General features: G+C 56.5%; 23 protein-coding genes. 17 read left to right on the plus strand and 6 right to left on the minus strand.

Going from position 1 to position 23235, the window contains the following annotated elements; all coding sequences use genetic code 11:
- Positions 1–24: 24 nt before the first annotated feature.
- Positions 25–156 carry a hypothetical protein gene (locus OS242_RS09590; protein ID WP_267151465.1) on the minus strand — a complete coding sequence of 44 codons (132 nt, stop codon included), beginning with the start codon at positions 154–156 and terminating at the stop codon, positions 25–27.
- 317 nt (positions 157–473) lie between these two features.
- Here OS242_RS09590 and OS242_RS09595 point away from each other — a divergent pair, with 317 nt between their 5' ends.
- A complete protein-coding gene (locus OS242_RS09595; protein ID WP_267151466.1) occupies positions 474–1019 on the plus strand; it encodes a GNAT family N-acetyltransferase in 546 nt (181 codons plus the stop codon).
- A gap of 100 nt (positions 1020–1119) precedes the next feature.
- Complete coding sequence (locus OS242_RS09600) at positions 1120–1404, plus strand: glycine zipper domain-containing protein (RefSeq protein ID WP_267151467.1); 285 nt, start codon at positions 1120–1122, stop codon at positions 1402–1404.
- Positions 1405–1478: 74 nt separating this feature from the next.
- On the opposite strand, the gene OS242_RS09605 is transcribed toward OS242_RS09600, so the two are convergent.
- The 4 genes from OS242_RS09605 to OS242_RS09620 form a co-directional block, all read right to left on the minus strand.
- A complete protein-coding gene (locus OS242_RS09605) occupies positions 1479–2132 on the minus strand; it encodes a hypothetical protein (RefSeq protein ID WP_267151468.1) in 654 nt (217 codons plus the stop codon).
- A gap of 130 nt (positions 2133–2262) precedes the next feature.
- Positions 2263–3762, minus strand: coding sequence for a DNA/RNA non-specific endonuclease (locus OS242_RS09610; RefSeq protein WP_267151469.1), 1500 nt, complete (start codon positions 3760–3762; stop codon positions 2263–2265).
- Between the two features lie 94 nt (positions 3763–3856).
- Positions 3857–4510, minus strand: coding sequence for a hypothetical protein (locus tag OS242_RS09615; RefSeq protein WP_267151470.1), 654 nt, complete (start codon positions 4508–4510; stop codon positions 3857–3859).
- 51 nt (positions 4511–4561) lie between these two features.
- Complete coding sequence (locus tag OS242_RS09620; RefSeq protein WP_267151471.1) at positions 4562–5299, minus strand: hypothetical protein; 738 nt, start codon at positions 5297–5299, stop codon at positions 4562–4564.
- 438 nt (positions 5300–5737) lie between these two features.
- On the opposite strand from OS242_RS09620, the gene htpG reads away from it, so the two are divergent.
- The 3 genes from htpG to OS242_RS09635 all read left to right on the plus strand — a co-directional run bounded on the left by htpG (position 5738) and on the right by OS242_RS09635 (position 9800).
- Positions 5738–7567, plus strand: a complete 1830-nt coding sequence (gene htpG, locus OS242_RS09625; RefSeq protein WP_267151472.1) for a molecular chaperone HtpG — start codon at positions 5738–5740, stop codon at positions 7565–7567.
- Positions 7568–7770: 203 nt separating this feature from the next.
- Positions 7771–8388, plus strand: coding sequence for a sterol desaturase family protein (locus OS242_RS09630; protein WP_267151745.1), 618 nt, complete (start codon positions 7771–7773; stop codon positions 8386–8388).
- Between the two features lie 344 nt (positions 8389–8732).
- Entirely contained in the window at positions 8733–9800 is a 1068-nt protein-coding gene (locus OS242_RS09635; protein WP_267151473.1) for a hypothetical protein, read from the plus strand.
- A gap of 50 nt (positions 9801–9850) precedes the next feature.
- Here OS242_RS09635 and rsgA read toward each other — a convergent pair whose 3' ends face one another.
- Complete coding sequence (rsgA, locus tag OS242_RS09640) at positions 9851–10906, minus strand: ribosome small subunit-dependent GTPase A (RefSeq protein ID WP_267151474.1); 1056 nt, start codon at positions 10904–10906, stop codon at positions 9851–9853.
- Between the two features lie 225 nt (positions 10907–11131).
- Here rsgA and OS242_RS09645 point away from each other — a divergent pair, with 225 nt between their 5' ends.
- The 12 genes from OS242_RS09645 to OS242_RS09700 are packed head-to-tail and all read left to right on the plus strand — an operon-like array spanning position 11132 to position 23223.
- On the plus strand, positions 11132–12121 hold the full coding sequence (locus OS242_RS09645) for an ABC transporter ATP-binding protein (RefSeq protein WP_267151475.1): 990 nt from the start codon (positions 11132–11134) through the stop codon (positions 12119–12121).
- Positions 12118–12927: an ABC transporter permease gene (locus OS242_RS09650; protein WP_267151476.1), complete on the plus strand. Its 810-nt coding sequence runs from the start codon at positions 12118–12120 to the stop codon at positions 12925–12927. Before OS242_RS09645 ends, OS242_RS09650 begins: the two co-directional genes overlap by 4 nt.
- A gap of 4 nt (positions 12928–12931) precedes the next feature.
- Positions 12932–13720, plus strand: a complete 789-nt coding sequence (locus OS242_RS09655) for an ABC transporter permease (RefSeq protein ID WP_267151477.1) — start codon at positions 12932–12934, stop codon at positions 13718–13720.
- A 58-nt stretch (positions 13721–13778) separates the two neighbouring features.
- Positions 13779–14045, plus strand: coding sequence for an acyl carrier protein (locus OS242_RS09660; protein ID WP_267151478.1), 267 nt, complete (start codon positions 13779–13781; stop codon positions 14043–14045).
- A 38-nt stretch (positions 14046–14083) separates the two neighbouring features.
- Positions 14084–15895, plus strand: a complete 1812-nt coding sequence (locus OS242_RS09665) for a B12-binding domain-containing radical SAM protein (RefSeq protein WP_267151479.1) — start codon at positions 14084–14086, stop codon at positions 15893–15895.
- A gap of 5 nt (positions 15896–15900) precedes the next feature.
- Positions 15901–17043 carry a radical SAM protein gene (locus OS242_RS09670; RefSeq protein WP_267151480.1) on the plus strand — a complete coding sequence of 381 codons (1143 nt, stop codon included), beginning with the start codon at positions 15901–15903 and terminating at the stop codon, positions 17041–17043.
- 3 nt (positions 17044–17046) lie between these two features.
- Positions 17047–18516, plus strand: coding sequence for a class I adenylate-forming enzyme family protein (locus OS242_RS09675; RefSeq protein WP_267151481.1), 1470 nt, complete (start codon positions 17047–17049; stop codon positions 18514–18516).
- Positions 18513–19562 (plus strand): Gfo/Idh/MocA family protein, encoded by a 1050-nt coding sequence (locus tag OS242_RS09680; RefSeq protein ID WP_267151482.1) that lies wholly within the window; start codon positions 18513–18515, stop codon positions 19560–19562. The genes OS242_RS09675 and OS242_RS09680 overlap by 4 nt, the downstream gene beginning before the upstream one ends.
- A complete protein-coding gene (locus tag OS242_RS09685) occupies positions 19559–20497 on the plus strand; it encodes an ROK family protein (protein WP_267151483.1) in 939 nt (312 codons plus the stop codon). Before OS242_RS09680 ends, OS242_RS09685 begins: the two co-directional genes overlap by 4 nt.
- Position 20498: 1 nt before the next feature.
- On the plus strand, positions 20499–21659 hold the full coding sequence (locus OS242_RS09690; RefSeq protein WP_267151484.1) for a DegT/DnrJ/EryC1/StrS family aminotransferase: 1161 nt from the start codon (positions 20499–20501) through the stop codon (positions 21657–21659).
- Positions 21644–22327 (plus strand): HAD family hydrolase, encoded by a 684-nt coding sequence (locus OS242_RS09695; protein WP_267151485.1) that lies wholly within the window; start codon positions 21644–21646, stop codon positions 22325–22327. Before OS242_RS09690 ends, OS242_RS09695 begins: the two co-directional genes overlap by 16 nt.
- Before the next feature lie 5 nt (positions 22328–22332).
- Positions 22333–23223 (plus strand): glycosyltransferase family 2 protein, encoded by an 891-nt coding sequence (locus tag OS242_RS09700; protein ID WP_267151746.1) that lies wholly within the window; start codon positions 22333–22335, stop codon positions 23221–23223.
- Positions 23224–23235: the final 12 nt, after the last annotated feature.

Raw genomic sequence — 23235 nt, forward strand, 5'->3', positions numbered from 1 at the left:
TTTTTCATAGTACTCATCAATTTGTTATTCCGTTGCTGTTCCTACAAATACACCAGGCTCCACTTCACGAACACTCAGGTCTTGCTTTGCTGATGTAATACCACCTGATGACGTCAATACGGCTGCCACTGTCAAAACTCCCAGAATTTTTTTCACAGAAGAGCCTCCATTTCGTAACTCCATACTTTATATTTAAATATATAACAAAATATTTGATTTGTCAATTTTGTTATAAGAACTCGATGGAACGGAAAGATTCGACAGGTCTATTGGGAACTGTGTATTTCTCTTTGAAAACGAGTTGGACTTCATTGGAAGACTGAGATATCAATAACCTTTTCCGTTGTGCAATACAAGATAGACGAAATCTCTTCCGCAAAATCTTCTGCTTCATCTGAAAACGCGGTATAATCAGCAGAGGCCATCTCCCGGGGGGAGGTGGCATTTTCATCGTCGTCAAAAAGGAGACCCATATGATCATCAACGAGCAGGAATATCAGGTCCGCGGCCTTACATACACGATTCGATCTGCACGTGAAGCAGACGCAAAAGAACTGTCAGCCTTGCGACTCCAGATCGATGGCGAGACGGAAAATTTGGATCGAGAGCAAGGCGAGGGGTTCATCGATGCGTCTGGCTTTGAACGGTTGATTCGAGCCGATACGGAGAGTCGCAAAAACATATTTTTAGTGGCGGTCGTGCAAGGTCGAATCGTCGCGTTTTCCAGATGTGAGGGCAATCATCTGAAACGATTCGCTCACAAAGTCGAATTTGGAGTGGGCGTACTGAAGGAGTTTTGGGGATACGGGATCGGAAAGCATCTTTTACAAGAGTCCATTTCTTGGGCGGACTCGACCGGTATCAAGAAAATGTCGCTCCATGTTTTAGAGACAAACGAAAAGGCGATCCGGCTCTACCACTCTCTTGGTTTTGAAGTGGAGGGAGTCTTGAAAAATGACAAGGTGCTGTCTGACGGTCAGTTCTATCACACCGTCATCATGGGAAGATTTCCTGAATGATGCTGTCAAACTCACGCGTGTTGTATTTGTGTACGTCTTGGGCAAGATATGCCGGGGACGTGATTCCCGAACACACACCACAACATGAGGAGTGATATTCATGGCTGAAAACAACAACCGCAACCGCAACAACGAAGGTCGCACGGAAGCCAACGCAACCAACGCGGCTGGCAACGAGGCAGGGATCATGAATGCAGACGGCATGGGTGAGGCGGTCGGAACCGTAGGCGGCGGCGTGGCCGGTGCTGCTGTGGGGTCTGTTGCCGGACCGCTCGGCACCGTGGCTGGCGGCATCGCTGGCGGTGCGCTGGGCAACCAACTTGGGGAGCGTGCAGAAGCTCAAAACGGGGCCAGAAATCGGAACGAAGAGAACCAACAGCAGTAGTCTTTTCACCAGCAAGATAAACAAGGACGCGGGTCATCCCCGCGTCCTTGTTTATCGTTGGCTGGAAGCGCGGCTTATAACAGTTTGCGCAACGCTTCGATCTGCTCAGGCTTCAGATCGGCCATCCATTGTTGTTCTTTATTAAACTTGAACGCGCTGCGGATGTACGCTTCTTTGTACTTGATCTGCTGATCCAGCAGATAGTTGGCCAACTCCGAACCGGACTGGCGGACTTCCTCGCGTTCTTTTGCCCTGCGTTCTTCTTGAATCTTTAAGGCTTCTTCCGCCTGTCTCTGCCGTTCCTCGTTGTAGGCTTGTACCTGTTGCAGATATTCTTCCTCGCTGACATCGGTTGCGTCCGCCAGTTGAGTTTGCAGCAGACCGGTCGCCCACTCCATGATCTCGCCGGCTTCTTCCTTGCTGAGATCGCCTTTCAAACGGTTGGCCGCTGTTTGGGTGAGGCCGTCGAACAACACATGCCGTTTCTGTCCCTTGTAGTTTTCCAGCGTCACAAAGAAGTTTTCCACGGTGTTACTTCGTGCATCTTTAATGAAGTGAAAGTGCCAGGGCCCATACGTAGGATCGTTCTTCATGTTGAACGCTGCCCCGTTTCTCGGTGCCCCTGTGGAACTGTAGTCCTTTCGTACCATCTGGGCGACGCCGTCGGTTGCCTGTCCTTTTGCTCGCAGAAGTTGACCGACGGCCCGGTTGCCGTATGTCTGTTGCAATTGCAAGATCCTCCCGGCACCGGCAGGGTGTGCCGTCTGTCTGGAAATGGGTTTGGTCGATGAAGCCGAGTCTTTGGAGGGTGTAGTGCGCTTTGTTTTTTGCATCGCGATCCCCTTTTCGATGACACCGCTAATATTTTAGCTTGTCGTCGTTGTACAGATTTTGAAAAGCTGCTTTCAGCGTGCCGTTGCACCCTTTGGTATCGCGGGCGGCTGCTTCGAGCAGTTTTTTGACTTCCTCGCGTTTGGTCGGCAGGGGTGTGTATTGCAATCTTCTGACCAGCGATTTGATCAGGCCGAGATTTTTGAACGTCTTATACAAATTGACGACGCTGGTGTTTGTATTTTGTGTGTCGATGTCGCTGACCAGCATGCCTTGAAAATCGGACAGTCTGACATCTCCGCTCAATGAGAGGGTGACCGCGCTTTTCTTTTTGATCTTTTTGGAGCCGGACGACAGGCCCTGACGATTTTTGTTGTAGATGAACCGTTCGTCGTCAGGCGATTCGTCCTGTTCATCCAACGGGTGGGGCACCGCTTGGAAGAACAAACCTTTCACGAAGTTGCTGTTGATGGCAATGTCTCCGGTAGTGTCCATCCCGCCTTCGATGTAACCGAACGCATCTTCCCGATTGGCATAGATGACATCGTCGTTTGAAAAGAGGTGCGGGTCCATCTCGTCTTGATCTTTCACATAGTTGTAGAAGTAACCCTCACTCTTGCTAAGTGACGCCATCGCTTTGGCATTCGGATTGAGCCCGGTGAGCCTTGGCTCCCAGTAATTCGGGACAAACGAGTTGAACTCAATCGGATCGTTCGCCTTGTACTCGCCCGATTTGAGGATCGCGTTGTACTGGGGCACTGTGATCACAGCCGCGTTTTTCAGATCTTCGACGGTGCGTGTAAAGGTGTCGCGCTCGTAATCGACATCGACGACAAACTCGACTTCTTGCTTTTTCGTCGGGTTGAGCGGGTCGATGTATTTGGTGACCAGGTCCTCGAAAAAGCGATAGGAGCGCTGGTTGAATTCATTGATCTGCGGCAAAAGGTTGCCGTGCACATCCGCCTTTTTGCCAAAAAACTGATGGCCGATCAGATGCCCGCCGTCATAGGTCTGATCGCGGGTGCGGCCAAATACTGCCCGTTCCATCGCGCCGAGTTGTCCGTACTGGTCGATGATGTCGTTGTCGCGGTCTTCTTTCACCGTCTTGTCGATCACCGCGCTGGCCTGATCCGGACGGCACATCTGTCCGTCGGCCGATTGGCTGAGTGCAGAGAGATGCACCGGCTTGTTCGAAGTTGTGACGTTGTACCCGATGTTTTCCCCCGCTGTGGACAGGATCGAAGTGAATTCCTCGTCCAACGTTTTCAAGATCGTGTCTTCATAGTCACCGTCGGTGTACAGTTCATGCTTCATCTGCACAACGCCGGCCGGGCTGGGGGACTGGGTCTGTTGTCTCTGCCGCAGCATTTGCAACACCGCCCGGTTGCCGACCATCTTTTGCAAAGCCTGCATCTGTTGTGCCGTCGGACCCGGTTGTGACGGTCGTGTGGCTGCCGGGGGCATTTTTGCTTGCGGTATGAGGGTCTCTTGTGCAGACTTCCGTGTTGTGGAACGACGATCTCCCATGCGAATCCTCCTTGGGACAACCGAATGAGCTTCTATCTTTTATTATCATGAAAAAGGACCCCGGCCGCAATGGTCGGGGTCCTGTTTCCTGTGCTTAGTTGTAGTAAGAGTCTTTGGAGTAGGTGATGATGCGCGGCGACTGCACTTGCTCGGTGATCAGACCGCCGTACTCCTGCCAGGTGTTGGTGTTGGAGCGAGTGCGGGTGCCGTATTCGTAGTAATCGACCGTTTGCGTGTAGTTTCTGACTTCGCGCACGGTGACGTTGTACAGGTCATACACGGTGCCCGAGTAGTAGTTGCGGGAGTTGTACGCAGACGATGCATCCGGGCCATCGTAGACGGTGGAGGTGCCGTACGTTTTGGAGGTGGTGCCAGTGTAGGAGCCGGTCATCGAGAAGCCGATCGTGCCAAACAGCTTATCGTTGGCCGAGACGGACGCGCTGACCTTCACGGTGCGGGAGACGGTTTGCGATTCGGAGAGGGTGAGTTTTTGCCCTTTCGCGACGGAGATCAGATGAACTTGCTCCTCGACCGGGGTGTAGTCGTATTGCAACATCTGCTTGCTCACGAAGTTGTACGTGATCTCTTCGCAGGTGGTGACTTCTGCTTGGTAGGTGACGTCGCCCGATTGCTCGACCGTGCAGTTGTACGAGGCGGAAGCGGCATTCGGGGTGAGGGCACCGGCAGCCGAGAGAGCGAATGCAAGGGCTACCGTGATCAGGGCGCGCAGGTGAAATCGTTTTTTCATGGAGAGAGCCTCTCTTTCTGAGTGAAAGTGGTGTTTTTTGCGGTGCAGGTATTAGTAGTAGAGCGAGTCGATGGAGTAGGTCACGATGATCGGTTTGTACGCTTTGTGCACGGTGTTGCCCAAGTCTTGATCGTAGTTGTAGTTGTAGGAATACGAGTACACGCCGTTGTTGTAGACGTCAACGTACTTGGTGTAATGGCCTTTTTTGTTGACCGTCACATCATACAGGTCGAAGATCGCGCCGCTGAAGAAACTGCGGGAGTTGTACGGGGAGGAGGAGTCCGGCCCGCTGTATTGCGTTGTCGTGTTGTATTTGCGGCTGACCGTACCGGTGTAGGTTGTGGTCAGTTTGAAGTTGATCACGTCGAGGATGCCGCTCTCCACGGTGGTCGAGACTTCGACCGTTTCGGAGACGGTGACTTCATTCGAGAGCGTCATCGTCTGTCCTTTTGCCACCGAGATCAGGAAGGTCTGGTTGGTCATCGGCTTGGCATCGTACTGGACGAGTTTGCTGCTGACGGCCGTGTACGTCGCGCCGTTGTAGCAGGACGTCGTTCGCATGTTCGGGTCGGTGATCGGGTCGGCCACACAGGATGCGGCGAGCGCATTGGACTGGGTGGTGACCGATGCGGTGGCCGATTCCGGTGCTTCGTAGCGGTCTACGATGACAGGAGCGGTGGTTCCTTTGTCCCGTTTTTTGTCCAGTCCAGGCGCGGCTTGTGCCGGGCTGAGAGCCAGCGTGGCGGTCATCAGGACGGTGAGTGAAGTGGCGAGCATTGCTTTCTTCATGCGTGAGCGAACCTCCTTGTACTTTCAACTAAATAAGAAGTTGAAGTGTAGTAATGGTAATGCTTAATGTGATTTTTCATGTAAATCATGCCGCGTATATAATATAGCGTTTTTGGTTTGAAAATTCAATAGTTTTATAATAAAATATTAATATGCATAAAGCGAATATGTAGTTCGTGGCTAAATTAAATTTTATTCGTTCAAAAATCGCAGGCTGACAGGCACAAACTGAGAGTGAAACGGGAAGAAACAGTTTTACAATTTTTTCTATAATATTAAGCGATATGTAAAGTGCGCTTCGTGTGCGGCATCCTCGGAGAGAAGGGAAAGGGCAGTTTTTCCCGATATTGACATCAAAACGCGGGTCTGATATATAAAAAATACTGGCACTCGTTGTGTTCGAGTGCTAATAATCGGGAACGCAAGGAGCGAACAGGCATGGAAAAAAAGCAGTTTCAAGCGGAGTCGAAACGACTTCTTGACATGATGATCCACTCCATCTACACGCAAAAAGAGATCTTTCTCCGGGAGTTGATCTCGAACGCCAGCGATGCGATTGACAAGATCTATTACAAGGCGCTGACCGACTCCGCGCTGGAGTTTGATTCGACCAACTACTGGATCAAGGTGGCGGCCGACAAAGAGCGGCGCACGCTGACCATCGTGGATACGGGCATCGGCATGACGGAGGAGGACCTGGAGAATCACCTCGGCGTGATCGCCAAGAGCGGTTCGTTGGCGTTTAAGAAGGAACACGAGGCGAAGGAAGGGCATGATCTGATCGGGCAGTTTGGCGTCGGGTTTTATTCCGCCTTTATGGTGGCAGACCGGGTGACGGTGATCTCACGGGCGCTCGGCAGCGAGCAGGCGTACAAGTGGGAATCGACCGGAGCGGACGGGTACACGATCGAGCCGTGGGAGAAGGCGGACGTCGGCACGGAGATCACGTTACAGATCAAGGAAAATACGGAAGACGAGAGCTATGACGAGTATTTGGACGCGTATCGCTTGAAGGCGATCATCAAAAAGTACTCCGATTTCATCCGTTATCCGATCCGTATGGACGTGGCCGGTGAGGAACAGACGATCAACTCGATGGTGCCGATCTGGCGCAAAAACAAGAACGAGTTGACGGCTGAAGACTATGAGAAGTTTTATGCGGAGAAGCATTATCGCTTTGACAAGCCGCTGAAACACATTCATATCAACGTCGAAGGGGCGGTCACGTATCAGTCGATCCTGTATATCCCGGAGACGATTCCGTTCGACTACTACACGAAGGAATTTGAAAAAGGGCTGGAGCTGTATGCGAACGGCGTTTTGATCATGAACCGGTGCGCCGATCTGTTGCCGGATCACTTCTCGTTTGTGAAAGGGATGGTCGATTCGGACAGCCTGTCGTTGAACATTTCCCGGGAGATGTTGCAGCATGACCGGCAGTTGAAGTTGATCGCCAAAAACATCGCGAGCAAGATCAAGAGCCAGTTGTTGAGTTTGTTGAAGGACGAGCGGGAGCAGTATGAGAAGTTCTACGAATCGTTCGGGCGACAGTTGAAATACGGGCTGTACAGCGACTTCGGCACGCATAAAGAGGCGTTGCAGGATCTGGTGATGTTCCACTCGTCCAAGGAGAAGAAATGGGTCACGCTGGATGAGTATGTGTCGAGAATGCCGGAGGAGCAGAAATACATCTACTATGCGACTGGCGATTCGATCGAGCGCATCGAAAAGCTGCCGCAGACGGAGTTGGTGACCGACAAGGGGTATGAACTGCTCTATTTCACCGACGACATCGACGAGTTTGCGATCAAGATGCTGATGACGTACAAGGACAAGGAGTTTAAAAACGTGTCCAGCGGCGATCTGGGCATCGAGGCGGACGAAACAGAATCGGAAGCGGAGCAACAGGAACACCAAGAGCTGTTTGCGCACATGAAAGGGCAACTGGCCGGAAAAGTGAGCAACGTGCGGGCGTCGAAGCGGTTGAAGACGCACCCGGTCTGCCTGTCGACGGAGGGCGACGTGACCATCGAGATGGAGAAGGTCCTGAACGCGATGCCGAACGGCCAAGGGGTGAAAGCGAACAAGGTACTGGAGATCAACACGCAGCATGAGGTGTTCCAATCGTTGAAAGCGGCGATGGAGCAGGATCAGGAGAAACTCAATCTGTATACGGAACTGCTGTACCATCAAGCACTGCTGATCGAAGGCCTGCCGATTGAAGACCCGGTTGAGTTCACGAATAAAATGTGCAAGATTATGGTGTGATGCAAGAAGTTAAGCCTGTTCACGGCAGGTGAACGGACTGTGATCCGCAACATCATGAAATGATACGGGAGAGAGAGGATGACCTGTTCACGGTATGTGAACGGGTCATTTTTTTGAATAAGAATAGCTCAAAGATTCTGATTGTGTTAACGAGCAGTGCCCAGTAAGATGGAAACAGGAACCCGTTTTCGGGAAGAGGAGGAATCCGGTTGAAGATCTACTACCGTGAGTTTTTCGGGCAGTTTGATATTGTGGTGATGAGTGTGTTGGCCTTTGTCGCGCTGGCGGTTGCGGGGCCAGCGTGGGCGCAGGGGGCGGCGTGGTTGTGGTTGCTCGCGGGTGCGGTTCTGTATCTGATGAGCGAGTATTTTACGCATCGCTTTTTCTTTCATATGAAGCCGCCGAAAAACGCGTTTCTGCTCAAGATGGTGAAGCGCCTGCATTATGACCATCATGTGGTGCCGAACGACCTGCATCTGCTGTTCCTGCCGGTGTGGTACAGTCTGCCGCAGATGATCGCGGCGGCACTCGTCAGCTACTGGCTGGCAGGCACGGTGCCGCTGGCTGCTGCGTTTTTTGCGGGCAATCTGTTGACGCTGCTGGTCTATGAGTGGACGCACTATGTGGCGCACCGCCCGATCACGCCGTGGACGCGGTTTGGCAAGTGGATGAAGAAGATCCACCTCTGGCATCACTACAAGAGCGAGCACTACTGGTTCGGCGTGACCAATCCGCTGCTCGATGTTCTGCTCGGCACGTTCCCGCCGGAAAAGTCGGTGGAGCGCAGCGAGACAGCACGAAATCTGGAGGCGCAGGGCTGATCTGTTCGATAAGCGTGAATAATTTTCAATCGATACAAGTAAAAAATTCGATCAACTCCTCTCGATGTTCGGTGAGGAGTTTTCTTATTTTATCACGCAATAGGTAAGTGGATTCGGGAGAAGAATTACAGGGGATTGAAGAAAATATATTAAAAGTATTGTCTATTATCAGAATAAATGATAAGATAAGGGCATATATTGTTGGAGGTGAAAACAAATGACCTTGGACGCAGCATCCCCGGTAGCTTTCTAATTTTTATTTATTAAGAAACGGCTTCTTATCTGCAGGTATTGCTGTAGGTAAGAAGCCGTTTCACTATCTGGATCAGTATGGAGGGTCTGAGATGCACTTGCGAATGGATTCGACGGCGGAAAACTGCATGGTGAAAACGCTCGACGCAGTTTTCTCTTACTATAAAGAAGCGCAGATCCCGGAGCATGCGCTGGTCGCAGCCGGAGACGGGCTGCTGTTGGCCTACGGGGAAAACCGCAAGGAGGACGGCAAAGGTGCGCGGCCGCATCTGGCCGGATTTGCGGGGGAAGGGTTTTTGCAGCGGGCGAGCGCGCGACTCGGGCTTGATCTGGAGGTCGCAGCGGCGCCGGTCGACGCAGCCGAGGCAAAGTCCCGTATCTTGGAGTGGCTCGGCAAAGGGGAACTGTGCGCGCTGGTGCTCGATGAGGAAGAGATGACGGCGTCGGTGCGCGAGGAGTTGACCAGAAGCCGCGCCAAAGTCGATCTCGCGTCCAATTTTCACATCGTCATCCCGGTCGCCTTCGATCCGGCGACCGACCAGGTCGAGCTGTGGATGGCGGGCGTACCGGACACGGTGCGTTTCCCTGTGTCCTTGACCGATCTGGCCTCGACTTGGTGTCACACGGCCCGACTGTTCCCGGAGGCGACCGTCGTGTGGTGGGGAGCGCAGCCGGGGGAGATCGACCGCGCCGGGCTCTGTCGCCGTGCGCTCGATACGGTCGCCGACGGACTGCTCGGTCAGGGGGATCTGACGGCGAGATGCTTTACGTGGCTGCACCCGCAGTCGTTTGGCGTGCAGGCGTTGCTCGACATGGCGGACGAGCTGCCCCGGTGGCCGGAGCGCGTCCAGCCGTATGAGCGATGCAAACAGCTCTTCCTCGACATGCTGACGATCAAAGCGGATGCCGGGTATGTGTTTGACCAACTCGCGCATCTGCTCGACGAGGCGGCTCTCGTGCTGGAGGTGCCGGTGTATGCAGAGCTTGCGGTGCAGGCGCGCGAGATCAAGCAGGAGTGGGAGATCCTCTCCAATCTGTTCTTCAAAGCGGGCTTTTCCAAAGCGGCGCCTGCGGAACTGTTGACGCGCATGGCTGACCGACTGCGCAAGATCGCGGGGGCTGTGGCAGGGATCGCGCAGGGGATTCGAACGGCAGCATAAAAAGATCCCTCTTGTCAGCAGGAGGGATCTCATTCATATCGTCTGAGAGGCTACGGGCGGTTGCGCTGGGAGAGATGGATTTTCTTCCACTTCTCTTTTTCGGCCAGTTGCAGTTGCTTGTTGTCTTTGCGCTCCATGTAGGCGATCTCTTTTTGCAGCTTTTTGTAGCTGTTGTAACGCTCGCTGTCCAGCGTGCCGTCGTTCAGCGACTGGATGACCATGCAGCCCGGCTCGTTGCGATGCTGGCAGTCGCGGTAGTAGCAATCGGCCGCCAGCGCGTCGATGTCTTGGAAGCTGTCGTTCAGCCCTTCTTCCGCGTCCCACATGTGCAGCTCTCTCATCCCCGGCGTGTCGATCAACAGCCCGCCTTCAGGCAGCAGGATCAGTTCGCGGTGCGTGGTGGTGTGGCGGCCGCGGCCGTCCACTTCGCGGATCGCGCTGACGTGCTGGATGTCGTTACCGTAGAGGCGGTTGATCAGCGTCGACTTGCCGACGCCGGAGGAGCCGAGCAAGGCGACCGTCTGACCTTGGGACAGATAGCGGCTCAACTCGCCTAGGCCTTCGTTTTGCAACGAGGAGGTCACGTGGATCGGCACGCCGTACGCCACGCCTTCGACTTCAGCGACTTTGGCGGCGACGTTGTCGCACAGGTCCGCTTTGCTCAAGATGACGACCGGGGTCGCGCCGCTTTCCCAAGCCAACACCAGATAGCGTTCCATCCGGCGCAGGTTGAAGTCTTGGTTCAGCGCCATCACGAGGAAGATCGTGTTGACGTTGGTGGCGACGATCTGCTCTTCTGTCGCGCCGCCCGCCGCTTTGCGGGAAAACTTGCTCTGACGGGGCAGCACCGCATGGATGGTCGCCCGCTTCTCTTCTTCGCGCACGGAGACGACCACCCAATCGCCGACAGCCGGGAAGTCGGCGCGGCCGACCGCTTGGTGACGCATTTTGCCGGATACTTCACCGAGCACATCGCCGGATTCGGTATAGATGGTATAAATATGTTTGTGTTCCAACGCGATGCGGCCGACGGCATATCCGTCCTTGGCAAACGGTTCGAAATGGGACTGATACGATGAGTTCCAACCAAGGCTTTCTAAATTCAAGGGAAGTCCTCCTAGATGTCGTGATAGTGCTACTATTTCGATAACGGCAACAGAAGTTCCTGCGACTGTGAAACAAGTGGGTTAATGAATACATTTCAGTATAAGTTACCTTGTATAATGTTGGCAGGTTGATGTAATTTGCAAAGTCTTGTAGAATAATATTCGAGATCCATTAAGAGAACTGGGGTTACATCGTTCGTTTTATTATTTACGGAGGTGCGCGGATTGACAGCCATTGATGTTCGCAATTTGACAAAACACTACAAAGTACCGATCAAACAACCAGGGTTGCTGGCATCAGTGAAATCCTTGTTCTCCCAGGAATATGAAGAAAAGCACGCGGTCGAGCAGATGAGCTTCCAGATCGAAGCGGGCGAGATCGTCGGCCTGCTCGGTTCGAACGGCGCCGGCAAGACGACGATGATGAAGATGCTGTCCGGCATTCTGCACCCGACGAGCGGCACTTGCTCCGTGCTTGGCTACACCCCTTGGGAAAGGAAGCAGGAGTTCCAAAAGAGCATCGCGATGATCATGGGCCAGAAAAACTCGCTCTGGTGGGATCTGCCTGCTGCCGACTCGTTCCTCTTGAATAAAGAGATCTACGACATACCGGACAAGGACTATCACGAGACCCTGAACCACATGGTGGAGATCCTGGATGTGAAACGCTTGCTGACCACGCCGGTGCGCAACCTGTCGCTCGGTGAACGGATGAAGATGGAGATCATCGCCGGATTTTTGCATCAGCCGAAAGTCGTCTTTTTGGACGAGCCGACCATCGGTTTGGACCTGACCTCGCAGTATGCGATCCGCGATTTTATCCGCACGATGAACAGCCAGCGCAAAGTCACGATCATCCTGACCAGCCACTACATGGCCGACATCCAAGAGCTGTGCAAGCGCGTGATCATCGTCAACAAAGGAACCAAGCTGTACGACGGTCAGCTGAGCCACGTGGCGGAAGACTTCTCCGACGTGAAACTGATCTCCATCGATCTGGAGCGCGACGTCGAGGACGCGGTGCTGGCCAGCATCGGCGAAGTGGTCGGACGGGATGTGTTGAAGGTGACGCTGCAAGTGCCCCGCAACGAGATCCCGCAGGCGATCGCCAAACTGGGCTCCCTGCCGGTGGTTGACGTCAACATCTCGGAGATCCCGATCGATCGCGTGATCGAGCGGACGTTGGCGGAAGGAAAGGTGCGGGTGAACCAATGATGGGCGTAAGCACGATCCGCCGGATCTTCACGACCGAACTGCAGCAGCAAGCCGTTCGAAAAGTCGACGTCATCATCGGATTCTTCTTCCTCTGGGTGCCGATCTTGCTGCACATCTTCCTCTGGCAGGCCGTGTACGACATCAACGGCAACGCGGGCAGCCAACTCGGTTACACCTTGCCGCAGATGATCACTTACTTCGTGCTCACGTTGATGTGTCAGCGGTTGGTCGGGGTGCAGATTCATCGTTTGCTGAATCATCAGATCATTCAAGGAGATCTGAATCGTTTTATGGTACAGCCGTTGAGCCATCTCGGCTTCCACTACACCCGAAATGCAGCGGAGAAATTTTCGCAGTTTACCTACCTGCTCGTGCCGGCCGCCGTGCTGCTGCTGGTGTTCCGGGAGAACATCGTCACGCCGACGGTGGTCAACGCGGCGCTCTTCGCCCTTGCGTTGCTCCTGTCGATTGCGCTGAACTTCCTCATCTACTACGCGCTCGGACTGCTGGGCTTTTGGTTTGGGCGTGCCAATCAGATCATGATGTTTGCCACCGCCTTGATCTCGCTGATCGACGGCAGCCGGTTTCCGCTCAGTTTGCTTCCGACTGTGATTCAAGAAGTCTCTTGGTATCTGCCGTTCCAATACATCTTCTACTTCCCGATCCGGATCTTCATCGGAGCGGAAACGCCGGAGACGATTCGGAACGGTCTCTTGATCGAAACGGTATGGATCGTGATCTTTTACGTGCTGGTCCGCATCTTCTGGTCGCGAGGCCTGAAGCGGTTCGGGGCTTTTGGAGGCTGATGAGATGATGCGATATTTGCGAGTGTACCGAGCGATCATCCGATCGAACTTTATTGGCGAGATGACGCATCGAACGAACTTCATCATGGGGTTCTTCAGCGGCATTCTCTATCTGTTGACCGGTTTGGGTTTGTTCCTCGTCGTGTTTTTGCGGTTGTCCATGTTTGGCGATTGGAATGCGGGCGACATGTTCATCTTTGTCGGCACCACCTATTTGATCGACGTGGTATGGATGACCTTCTTCTTCTTCAACATGCTGGGCATGCCGGAAAAGATCAACTCAGGCAAGTTTGACCTGCTTTTGACCAAGCCGTTGAACACGCAGTTTTTGGTCACCTGTGAGCGGATCAATCTGGAGTCCGGGTTTAACTCTTTGATCGGCATCGGTCTGATCGTGTACGGCATCTACATCGCCGGGTACGACGTGACGGTGGTCTCGCTGTTGACCTATCTGTTCCTGCTCGCCAACGGCGTGATGCTGTTCTACTCGACGTTCTTGATGATCAACTGCATCGCGTTTTGGCAGACCAAGTTTAAATTTGCTTGGGACCTGATCGAATGGTTTTACGAGTTTGCGATGAAGCCGGACGTGATCTACCGTGGCAGCGTGCGGTTTATCCTCACCTACTTCCTGCCGGCGATGATGTTGGTCAGTTTCCCGGCTCGGGCGCTGATGGGCAAATTGGACCTGTCGGAAGTGCTGTGGGGCCTGCTGGCGACGACGATCCTGTTCGTGGCGTGCCAATGGGTCTGGAAGCGAGCCATCGCCAATTACACGAGTGCCAGCAGCTGATCCGCTGCTGGCCTCCTCATCAAAACAAAACACTTACACCACTTAGGAGGTTTTTACCATGTTGGAAAACGTAGCGCAAACGATCAAGGAAATCGCGATTGAAGTGTTGGAGATGTCGATCACCCCGGCGGAGATCGACGCGGCGGAAGAGGGCTTCTTGGAAAAGTTCGGTTTCAACTCGGTGGACGCGCTGGAACTGCTGCTGCACGTCGAGCGCAAGTTTGACATCGAAGTGCTGGACGAAGATCTGAACGCAGATCTGCTCAAATCGGTCAACTCGCTCGCGGAGTACGTGGTCAAACATTCGACGTCCCTTCAAGCTTAAGAAGTTAATTCAGAAAATTGCGTGTGGAGGTATAAAGTGTGGATGCTATCTTAATTTCTCCGATGGAAGTCTCGCTCCGACAGAGTCCCCGCACGTTCCGTGAGAACAACGTGAAGGACGACGTGGACTCCTTGACTTCGGGACCGATGAATCAAGTGTTTGTCCGCCGATACCGTGAAAATCTCGGCGTGTCTTGTCTGGCCGCTTATCTGCGTGAAAAAGGCATGGATGTGATGTTGTTCAACGCGAACATTCAGCGCATGTCCACGCAGGAGATCGTTGACGAAGTGATCAAGCAAAACCCGCTGCTGGTCGGGGTGAGCTGCCTGTACGATCTGCACGCGTATCAGGCGGCGTTGATCATCCGCGATCTGCGCCGTGCCGGGTATCAGGGCCACATCACGCTCGGCGGACCGTTTGGCGCCTTCACTTATCAGTATTTTCTGGCGATGTTCCCGGACGCGCTCGACTCGGTCGTGCGCGGCGAAGGGGAGAAACCGCTGTATGAACTGGTCAGCGCGTTGAAGAACGGCGAGTCGTGGCGAGACATCCGCGGCGTCTCCTATCTGAAAGAACCGCGCAACATCAAGATGAACCCGGCAGGCGAGGTCGAGTCGCTCGACAATCTCCCGAACCCGTCCCGCGACGCGCTCGATGCGCTGCGCAAAGCGGGGATCGCGCCCCGTGTCGCGTCGCTGTACTCCAGCCGCGGTTGCTTCGGCCGTTGCACCTATTGCCACGCGCCGGCCACCGCTGAGATGGTCGATGCGAAAAAATGGCGGTATCGTCCGGCGATCAACGTGCTCAACGAGATCGAGTATCTGGTCAACGAGTACGGCGTCGAGTACCTCTATTTCAACGACGACAACTTCATGGGCTACGGAGCGGAGGCCAAGCGCCGTCTGACCGAACTGGCTCAAGGGATCGTCGACCGCGGGATCAAGGTCCATTTCCACGGCGAGTGCCGCGTCGATACCAAGTCGTTCCTCGACACCGAGTTTCTCGAACTGATGAAAAAAGCGGGCTTTAAAGACGTGCTGCTGGGCTTGGAGTCCGGCTCGCAGACGACGCTGAACCGCTGGCGCAAAGGCACGACGGTCAACGGCAACTTGGCGGCGACCAAACTGCTGACCGACATGGGCTTTGACGTGGAACCGGCGATGATCCTGGTCGACGCGTACACGACGCTGGAGGAGTTCTCCGACACCGTTCAGTTTATTGAAGAGGCGGAACTGCACAAAAAAGGCTTCCCGATGTATCTGTTCAACCGTCTGGTCGTCTTCCCCGGCGCGCCCATCGAGTTTGAACTGATGGCGAACGGCGTGATCGAATACCTCGATCCGTTTGAGATCGCACACGACCTGGAAGATGACAACGGTCTGTATGAGCACATTCGCCGTGTCTCCTCCCGTCCGTACAAGATCAAGTCACAGCAGATCGCGGTGATGTGGGATGCGCTGATTCAGCACACCGACCGCCTGTCCTATCTGGTCGATGAAGTCATTCCGGGTGTTCTGCGCGAATGGCGCACCAGCCTCGTGTCGCCGGAGATGTCGCGCGAGGAGAAGGCGGCCAACAAAGACTCGTATCTGCTGTTCGTGCAACAGCTGCGCCGCTGGCGCAAAGGGATGGGCGATCTGTCGCTCGACCTGCTGAAGACCTGCGTGAAACTGGCGGGCGAGCTCGACCCGGCCGATCCGAACACGCCGTCCGTCTATCATGACGTGTTTGAGCGGATGATCGAGGAGTTTGAACGGAAATGCTTCGACAGCTCTTTGGAAGCGCGTCTGAGCCGGGAGCATCAATACGTGGGCGAGATCGCGTTTGAAGAATTTGCAGTCGTGAAATAGAGGAGGTGGCAACACTGGTCCTGCAACAGGAAAAGAAAAAGTTGTTGTACAACGATCTGGTGGTGCGTGAAGACACCTGCAATTTTCGCTGTACCTATTGTCTCTCGTATGAAAGCGATCTGAAAGAACACGAGGAAGACGATTTCAAGCAGTACGTGACCGTCAAGCGGGAACCGCTGGTCTATAAAGAAGGCTTCGTGCTCAAGGAGCGTCTGGACCGCGTGGTCGACAAATTTGAGTCGGCTGCCGAGGCGGCGATCCTGCGGGTGAGCGGCGGCGAGATCTTGCAGATCAACCGCATCATCGATTTCTTCCGCAAAAAGTCGCCGCTGTACGAGACGATCTCCGTCCTGACGAACGGATTTCACCTGACGCAACCGATGGTCGACGATCTGAAAAGCCTTGGCAACGTGCAGGTGCACATGTCGCTGGACGGTCACACGATGGAGCTGAACGGCTACCGGGTGAAAAACCAGAAGGTGCAGGACCGGCTGCTGGAAAACCTCGACCGCACGATCAAAGCGGGCATCCCGACCGAGGTCGGCTCTGTCCTGACCGACCGCAACATCGCGAACTATCACACGTTCCTCGACTACATGATGCAGTATGAAGGACAGGTGATGATCTTCCCGTTCCCGGTGCGCGGCGAGGTCAAAAAAGGCATGTGGCCGGACGATGCGGCGATCGATTCCTTCATTAAGAATGTGTTGGATCGATACGACCACTATCAAGGTATCTTGGCACCGAAGCCGTTTTTGGAAGAGCTGTGCTTCCTGCTGCGGGAAGGGTATCGCCGCATGCGGTGCCACGTGCCGAGCGTCATGGTGCAGTCGTTCGATGACGGCGTGATCAGCCCTTGCCCGAACTGCTGGGCGACGCAACTGGGCAACGTCGAAGAGACGGACCCGGTCGAAGTGTTTGACCGGATGGGCAAGGATCGCATCTACACGGTGTTCCAATGGCCGAAACCGCGCCTGCCGTTCTGCCGTCAATGCTATACCTCTTTCGATGTGGTCAATCTCTATATCAACGGGTATATCGATGATATGGACATTGCCCGTATCCAACTGTACAACAGACCGGTCACGTTCCAGCGGCTGCAAGAGGCGAAAGCGCAGCGGATGGAAGTCATGGCGACGGAGGGCTGATCCATGCTCACACTCTTTGCGAAGAACAGCGTCCGCCATGCGGATCGACCGGCGTTTCGCGATGCCGGGCAGCTCGTGACCTGGCAGGAGGCGGAACGCCGCATCCGGCAAGTCCTCGCGCTGTGGCAACGTGCAGGCGAACGGTCCGGGCAGAGGGTCGCGTTGTTCTTGGAACAAAATGTCGATTCGGTCTTGATCTTGTTGGCCGCTCTTGGCAAAGGGGATCAGATCGCGTTGCTCGACCCGCGAATGTCTGCGTCGGAGTGGGAGCGCACGGAGCAGGCGTTGCAACCGGAACAGGTGCTGGGCAGCGCAGCGGTGTTGAACCGACTGTCTGTGACCGCTCCCGGACGATCTGTCGCCGACACGCTGGCAGAAGCTCAGAACGAGGAGCCGTCCGCCGAAGAAGCGGAAGGAAGAGGCAGTCTGCTGTTTCTCACCTCCGGCTCCACCGGTCAGCCCAAGTTTGTGGAACGGTTTGTCCCGGCGTTGCGGGCGGAAGGTCGTTCTTATGTACAGACGCTGGATCTGACGGAGCGGGACGTTTTTTATGCCGGACTGCCGCTGTTTCACTCGTATGCGTTTGGCTGTGCGTTGCTCGCTGCCTTGGAATGCGGCGGCTGTCTGGTGATCCCGCCGATGTTTTATCCGCCCAAGGTCGTGCAGTGGATCAGACGGTATGATGTGACGTTTCTGCCGCTGGTGCCGTCCTTGGTCCGCCTGCTGGTCGATTCGCTCGACGAGCAGGTCGCCTTGCCGTCTTTGCGCTATGCGATGGTCGGCACCGGACAGACGACGCCGGAGCTTGCCGCCAAGTTTCAGGAAAAGCTCGGCCTGTCGCTGTCCGGCAACTACGGCAGCTCGGAGACGGGCGGACTCGTCTCCCGGCTGGAGAGCATGGAGCAAGCCCGAGGTGCGACCGGCCGTGCGATGAGCGGTGTGAATCTGCTGATCGCCGATGAAGCGGGTCAGCCGGTGCCGACCGGAGTGACCGGTCAGGTGCTGGTCGAGACGGCGGGGCTGTTTTCCGGCTATCTCGGGATGCCTGCGCCGACAGCATCCGCAGTCGGCGGTTGGTGGAAGATGGGCGACCTCGGGTACCTGGACGAGGAGGGCCGTCTGCATGTCACGGGGCGGATCAGCAACGTGTTGCAACGAAACGGCAAGAAGATCAGCGCGGAGTATCTGGAAAGCGCCTTGTTACGCCATGAAGAAATCCTCGAAGCGGCCGTCGTGGGCGTTCGCAGCGGCGAGGCGCAGGATGACCGCATCTATGCGGTCGTGGTGCAAGCGTCGGGGGCGACGTTGGATGCGCCTGCCGTGCGGATGCACTGCTTTGAAACGGCGGGCCGTCATGCGTCGCCCGATGAAGTGATCTTCGTCGAGGAACTGCCGCGCTCGGCAAACGGCAAACTGCTGCGGGGGGAACTGCTCGCGGCGGTGCGGAGTCTGTCGGGAGGTGCGTTGTCATGATCCGGTTGGCGATCATAGGGGCCGGTTGGATCTCGCAGACGGCTCATCTGCCTTTGTTGACGCAGCGGGAGGGTGTGACGGTGGTCGCGGTGTGCGACACGCAGTTGGAGCTGGCGCAACGGGTGGCCGCTCAGTTTGCGATCCCTGCGGCGACGGATGATATCACAGAATTGTTTGAACTCTCTCTGGGCGGTGTGATCGTCGCGACCCCGACGAATACGCATGCGCAGGTGGTCGAGGCGTGTCTCGACCGCGGGTTGCACGTGATGTGCGAAAAGCCGCTGGGGCTGTCGGAGCACGATCTGTCCCGGCTGCGAGAACATCCGCATCGCGAGCGACTCGCCGTCGGCTATGTCAATCGCCATCGCGAGGATGTGACGGCGCTGCGGGACCTGCCGCTCGGAGACATCAGGCGTTGCACGGTGGTCTGGCGTCGCCAGCAAGGCGTGCCGCGTCCGGGCAGTTGGATCACGCAGCGGGAGTTGTCGGGCGGCGGCGTGCTGCTCGATCTCGGGTCGCACATGCTGGACCTCGGGCTGATGTTTTGCCCGCTGGAGGTGCAGTCGGTCGAAGCGGTGTTGAACGACGGGGCCGGGTCGGCGTCGAGCGGAGCGTCGTGGTTTGACGCGGACTGGACGGCGGGACGGGTCGATGTGGAGCAAGCGGCCGTCGCCACGATCCACGGGGCGGACGGACGGGAGATCCGCCTGCATGTCTCTTGGGATGACAGCCCGCAGGACGACCGGACGCAGGTTCTGCTGGAGGGCAGCCACGGGCGTGCGGAACTGAGAACTCTGTTCGGATTCTCTTCGAGACGACATTGGGAGTACCCGCAGATTCTCCATACGGCACAGGATGGCACGGTGACGGAACGGTTGCCGTACGGTCCCTGCGTCCCCGAGCCGCTGCAGGCGTTTGCCGCTCTGCACGATGCGTTTCTTCGCTGCATCGAGAACGGTGAGCCGCACCCCTGCGGGCTGGAGCAAGGCCTGCGCGTGGCGGTTGCGACAGACGCGATCTACAAGGCGGGAGCGATCAAGCGATGAAGGCCGTCTGGGCGTTTGATATCGGCGGCACCCATCTGCGGGCCGGGTGGTTTCCCGCCGCTGCGTCCACGAAGGACGGCTCCGTGCCCCGTGTGATCCCGGTCAAAAAGGCCGCGTGGTCCGGGCGGACGGCGGAGTCCGATCTGCAGGATCTGGAAGCGATGCTGTCCGAATGTCTGACCGAGTGGGGGCCGCCGCAGGCGGTTGGCATCTCGATTGCGGCGATGCTCTCGCCCGATCAGAGCCGGGTCGTCTCGTGGCCGAACCGCCCGTGGTGGCAGGATGTCGATCTGGCCGACCGCCTGAAACGGCTCGTCGGTGCGCCGGTGCGGCTGGAAGATGATGCGGTCGCCGCCGTGCTCGGCGAATGTGTGGCAGGAGCGGCGCAAGGGAGAACGGACGTTTTCATGGTGACGGTGGGCACGGGCATCGGCGGCGGACTGGTATCCGGCGGACGATTGTTGCGAGGGGCGCACGGATGGGCGGGAGATTTTGGCCATCTGCGGATGACGACGACCGGGCCGCGCTGCTCGTGCGGACGCATCGGCTGTCTGCAAGCGTGGGCGTCCGGTCCGGCCCTGCTGCGAGCGGCACAAGAGAGCGCGGAAGCCGCGCGACTGTCGCCCGATGCGATCTTCGCAGCGATTCGGGAGCGGGAGCCTTGGACGAGAGCGGCGGTCGATCAAGCGGTCGGCTGGTTGGCGATTGGGATCGCCAATGTGGTCCGTCTGCTCGATCCGGTGATCGTCGTGATCGGCGGCGGGGTCGCGCAGTCGATTCCTGCTTTTGCGGAGAACCTGCAAGCGGCTGTCCGTCAGGAACTGGGTGCACACCCGGCCAACAACGTTGAGGTGGTCCTGTCGAGCCTGGGAGATGACGCCGGTCTGTATGGGGCTTTTTCATTACACTTTGAAGATAAATGGAGGAATCGGTGAGATGACTACGATGAATACGACGGTGCTGACGTTCCCGGAATGGCCGATGTTTGATCAGCGTGAACAAGACAATCTGAGCAGTGTGCTGACCAGCCGCAACTGGTGGCGCATGACCGGTACGGCGGTGGAAGAGTTTGAGCGGAAGTTTGCCGAGCTGCACGGCGTCAAGCACGGCCTTGCCGTCACCAACGGCACGCACGCGATCGAACTGGCGCTGATGGCGCTGGAGATCGGTGCGGGCGATGAAGTCATCGTGCCGGCCTACACGTTTATCTCCACGGCGACGCCGGTGTTCCGCCAAGGGGCGACCCCGGTCGCGGTCGATGTCGATCCGCGCACGCTGTGTATCGATCCGGCGGCGATTGAACAGGCGATCACGGAGAAGACCAAGGCGATCATCCCGGTTCACTTTGCCGGCCAAGCCTGCGACATGGGGCGCATCATGGAGATCGCCCGCAAACACAACCTGCGCGTGATCGAGGACGCGGCGCACGCGCACGGCGGCGCGTATATGGGCAAACCGCTCGGTTCGTTCGGCGATATCGCCTGCTACAGCTTCCAGTATTTGAAATTGATGTCCTGCGGCGAAGGCGGCGCGTTGATCACCAACGATGACGAGTTGATGGATAAACTGTGGCTCTATCACAACGTCGGACGCCCGAAAAACGACCGTTCCTACGTGCACAGCGTACTCGGTTCCAACTACCGCATCTCGGAGTTCCAAGCGGCCGTTCTGCTGGCTCAACTGGAGCGGCTGACCGAACAAAACGCCACCCGCTTCAACGGCGCGCAAGAGCTGGACCGCCTGCTGGCAGACGTCTCCGGTCTGGAGCCGCTGCTGCACCGCGTCGACTCCACGATCCACCCGTACTACATGTACATGCTGCGCTACGATGCGTCCGAGTTTGGCGGCCGCACGCGGGAAGAGCTGGTCGATCATCTGAAAGCGGCGGGCGTGCCGGCCTACATCGGCTACTCGGCGATCCACCACACCGATGTGTGGAAAGAGCACGGCGGGCGCGCCATGGCGTGCCCGGTCACGGAAGCGGCGGCAAAAGACATGATCTGGCTGCACCACCGCGTCATGCTGGGCACGCTGGAGCAACAAGAAGCGCTGGTCAACTTCCTCGTTGAGGTGCAGGAACAATGGAGTGGCAATTGACGGTTCGCGGCATTGCCTTTGACTTGGACGGTGTCCTGATCAACTCCATTCCGCTGATGGAAGCAGCGTTTCAACACAGCTACAAAGAGTGGGTCGGCGAGGGCGAGCCGCCTTTTGCCGAATACTGCACACATATGGGGCAACGGTTGGAAGACATTTTGCGGCTGATGGGTCTGCCGGTGGAGATGGCCGTCCTCTATAAAAAGTTTTGTCTGCAAAACGAAAAGATGGTCGAGATCTTTCCCGGTGTGATCTCCTTGCTCGACCGCTTGCAAAAAGCGGGCGTGCCGCTGGCGATCTGCACGGGCAAAGACCGGTTTCGCACGTTGCGCATCTTGGAGCGGCTCGGCATCGCGCCGTATATCCAGTGCGTGATCACGTCCGACGATGTGGTCCATGCCAAGCCCGACCCGGAAAGCCTGCACGCCGTCGGGGAAAAGATGAAACTGCGCCCGGAGCAGATGATCATGGTCGGGGATGCTCCCTACGATGTCATCTGCGGACGGAAGGCCGGAGCCAAGACGATCGGCGTCACGTGGGGCTTCACCTCGGAGGAGACACTTCGCAACAGCCGACCCGATCTCTTGGTCGAGTCGATGGAAGAACTGTTGCAAGTGCTGCTCGATCACACGACAGCTCCCCCGTGCCACGTGTCGCAGGTCCGGTGAGCGCGATGATGCTCAGCCTTGTCATTCCGACGCACAACAAATGGCCGCGTCTGCGCCTGACCTTGATTTCATTGGAAGCGGTGCAGGGCGAGATCCCGTTTGAAGTGGTGATCGTCAACGACGGCAGCACCGACGAGACGGCAAAGGGGCTGACCGACTATGCCGCCCCGTATCCGTTGCACGTGGTGCAGCACGCGCAACCGCTCGGGCGGTCAGGAGCGAGAAACGCCGGAGCTGCCGTCAGCACCGGCGACCGCATTCTCTTTCTCGATGACGACTGTCTGGTCGTGCCGACGATCACGGACGCACACGGTGCGCTGCCGGACGATGTCGTCGGGCACGGTCGTATTTACAACATGCCGTATCTGAAATTTTTCCTCGATCCAGCGCTTGGCACGCTGTTTCCCGAACTCCCCCCGCGGCGTCGGTCGTCACTGGCGGAGCAATGCGTCACCGAAGAGATGATCCGCTCGTCTTTTGACCGCATCGTGGCGGAGAACCGGAAAGTCAACGCGTTGGAGCGGCTGACCGACAGCGTGCTGGCTTCGGCCGCTCATCGAGATCTGGCGTGGGTCGCCTGCGCCGGGGCCAATCTGTCGCTGCCCCGCTCCTTGATGGAGCATCATCCGTTCGATGTGTCGTTCGGGCTGAACTGGGGGGCGGAAGATCTCGACCTGGGCATTCGCTTGCTGCGATCCGGCCATGAGATCCGGCAGGTGGAGGGAGCGGCCGTCTATCACATGGACCACCTGCGCAGCGATTTTGACGAGCAGGTGCGCAGATCGTTTGCCGAGTTGGCCGACCGTCATCCCGAGCGGGAACACATCGCGCTCGTCCGTCAATTTTTGCTGCGGGAGATCACGCTGGAAGATCTTTTGCGTCAGAGCGAGCAGTAAGGGAGAGAAATC

It is taken from the genome of Tumebacillus lacus, assembly GCF_026410385.1.
Classification (GTDB): domain Bacteria; phylum Bacillota; class Bacilli; order Tumebacillales; family Tumebacillaceae; genus Tumebacillus; species Tumebacillus lacus.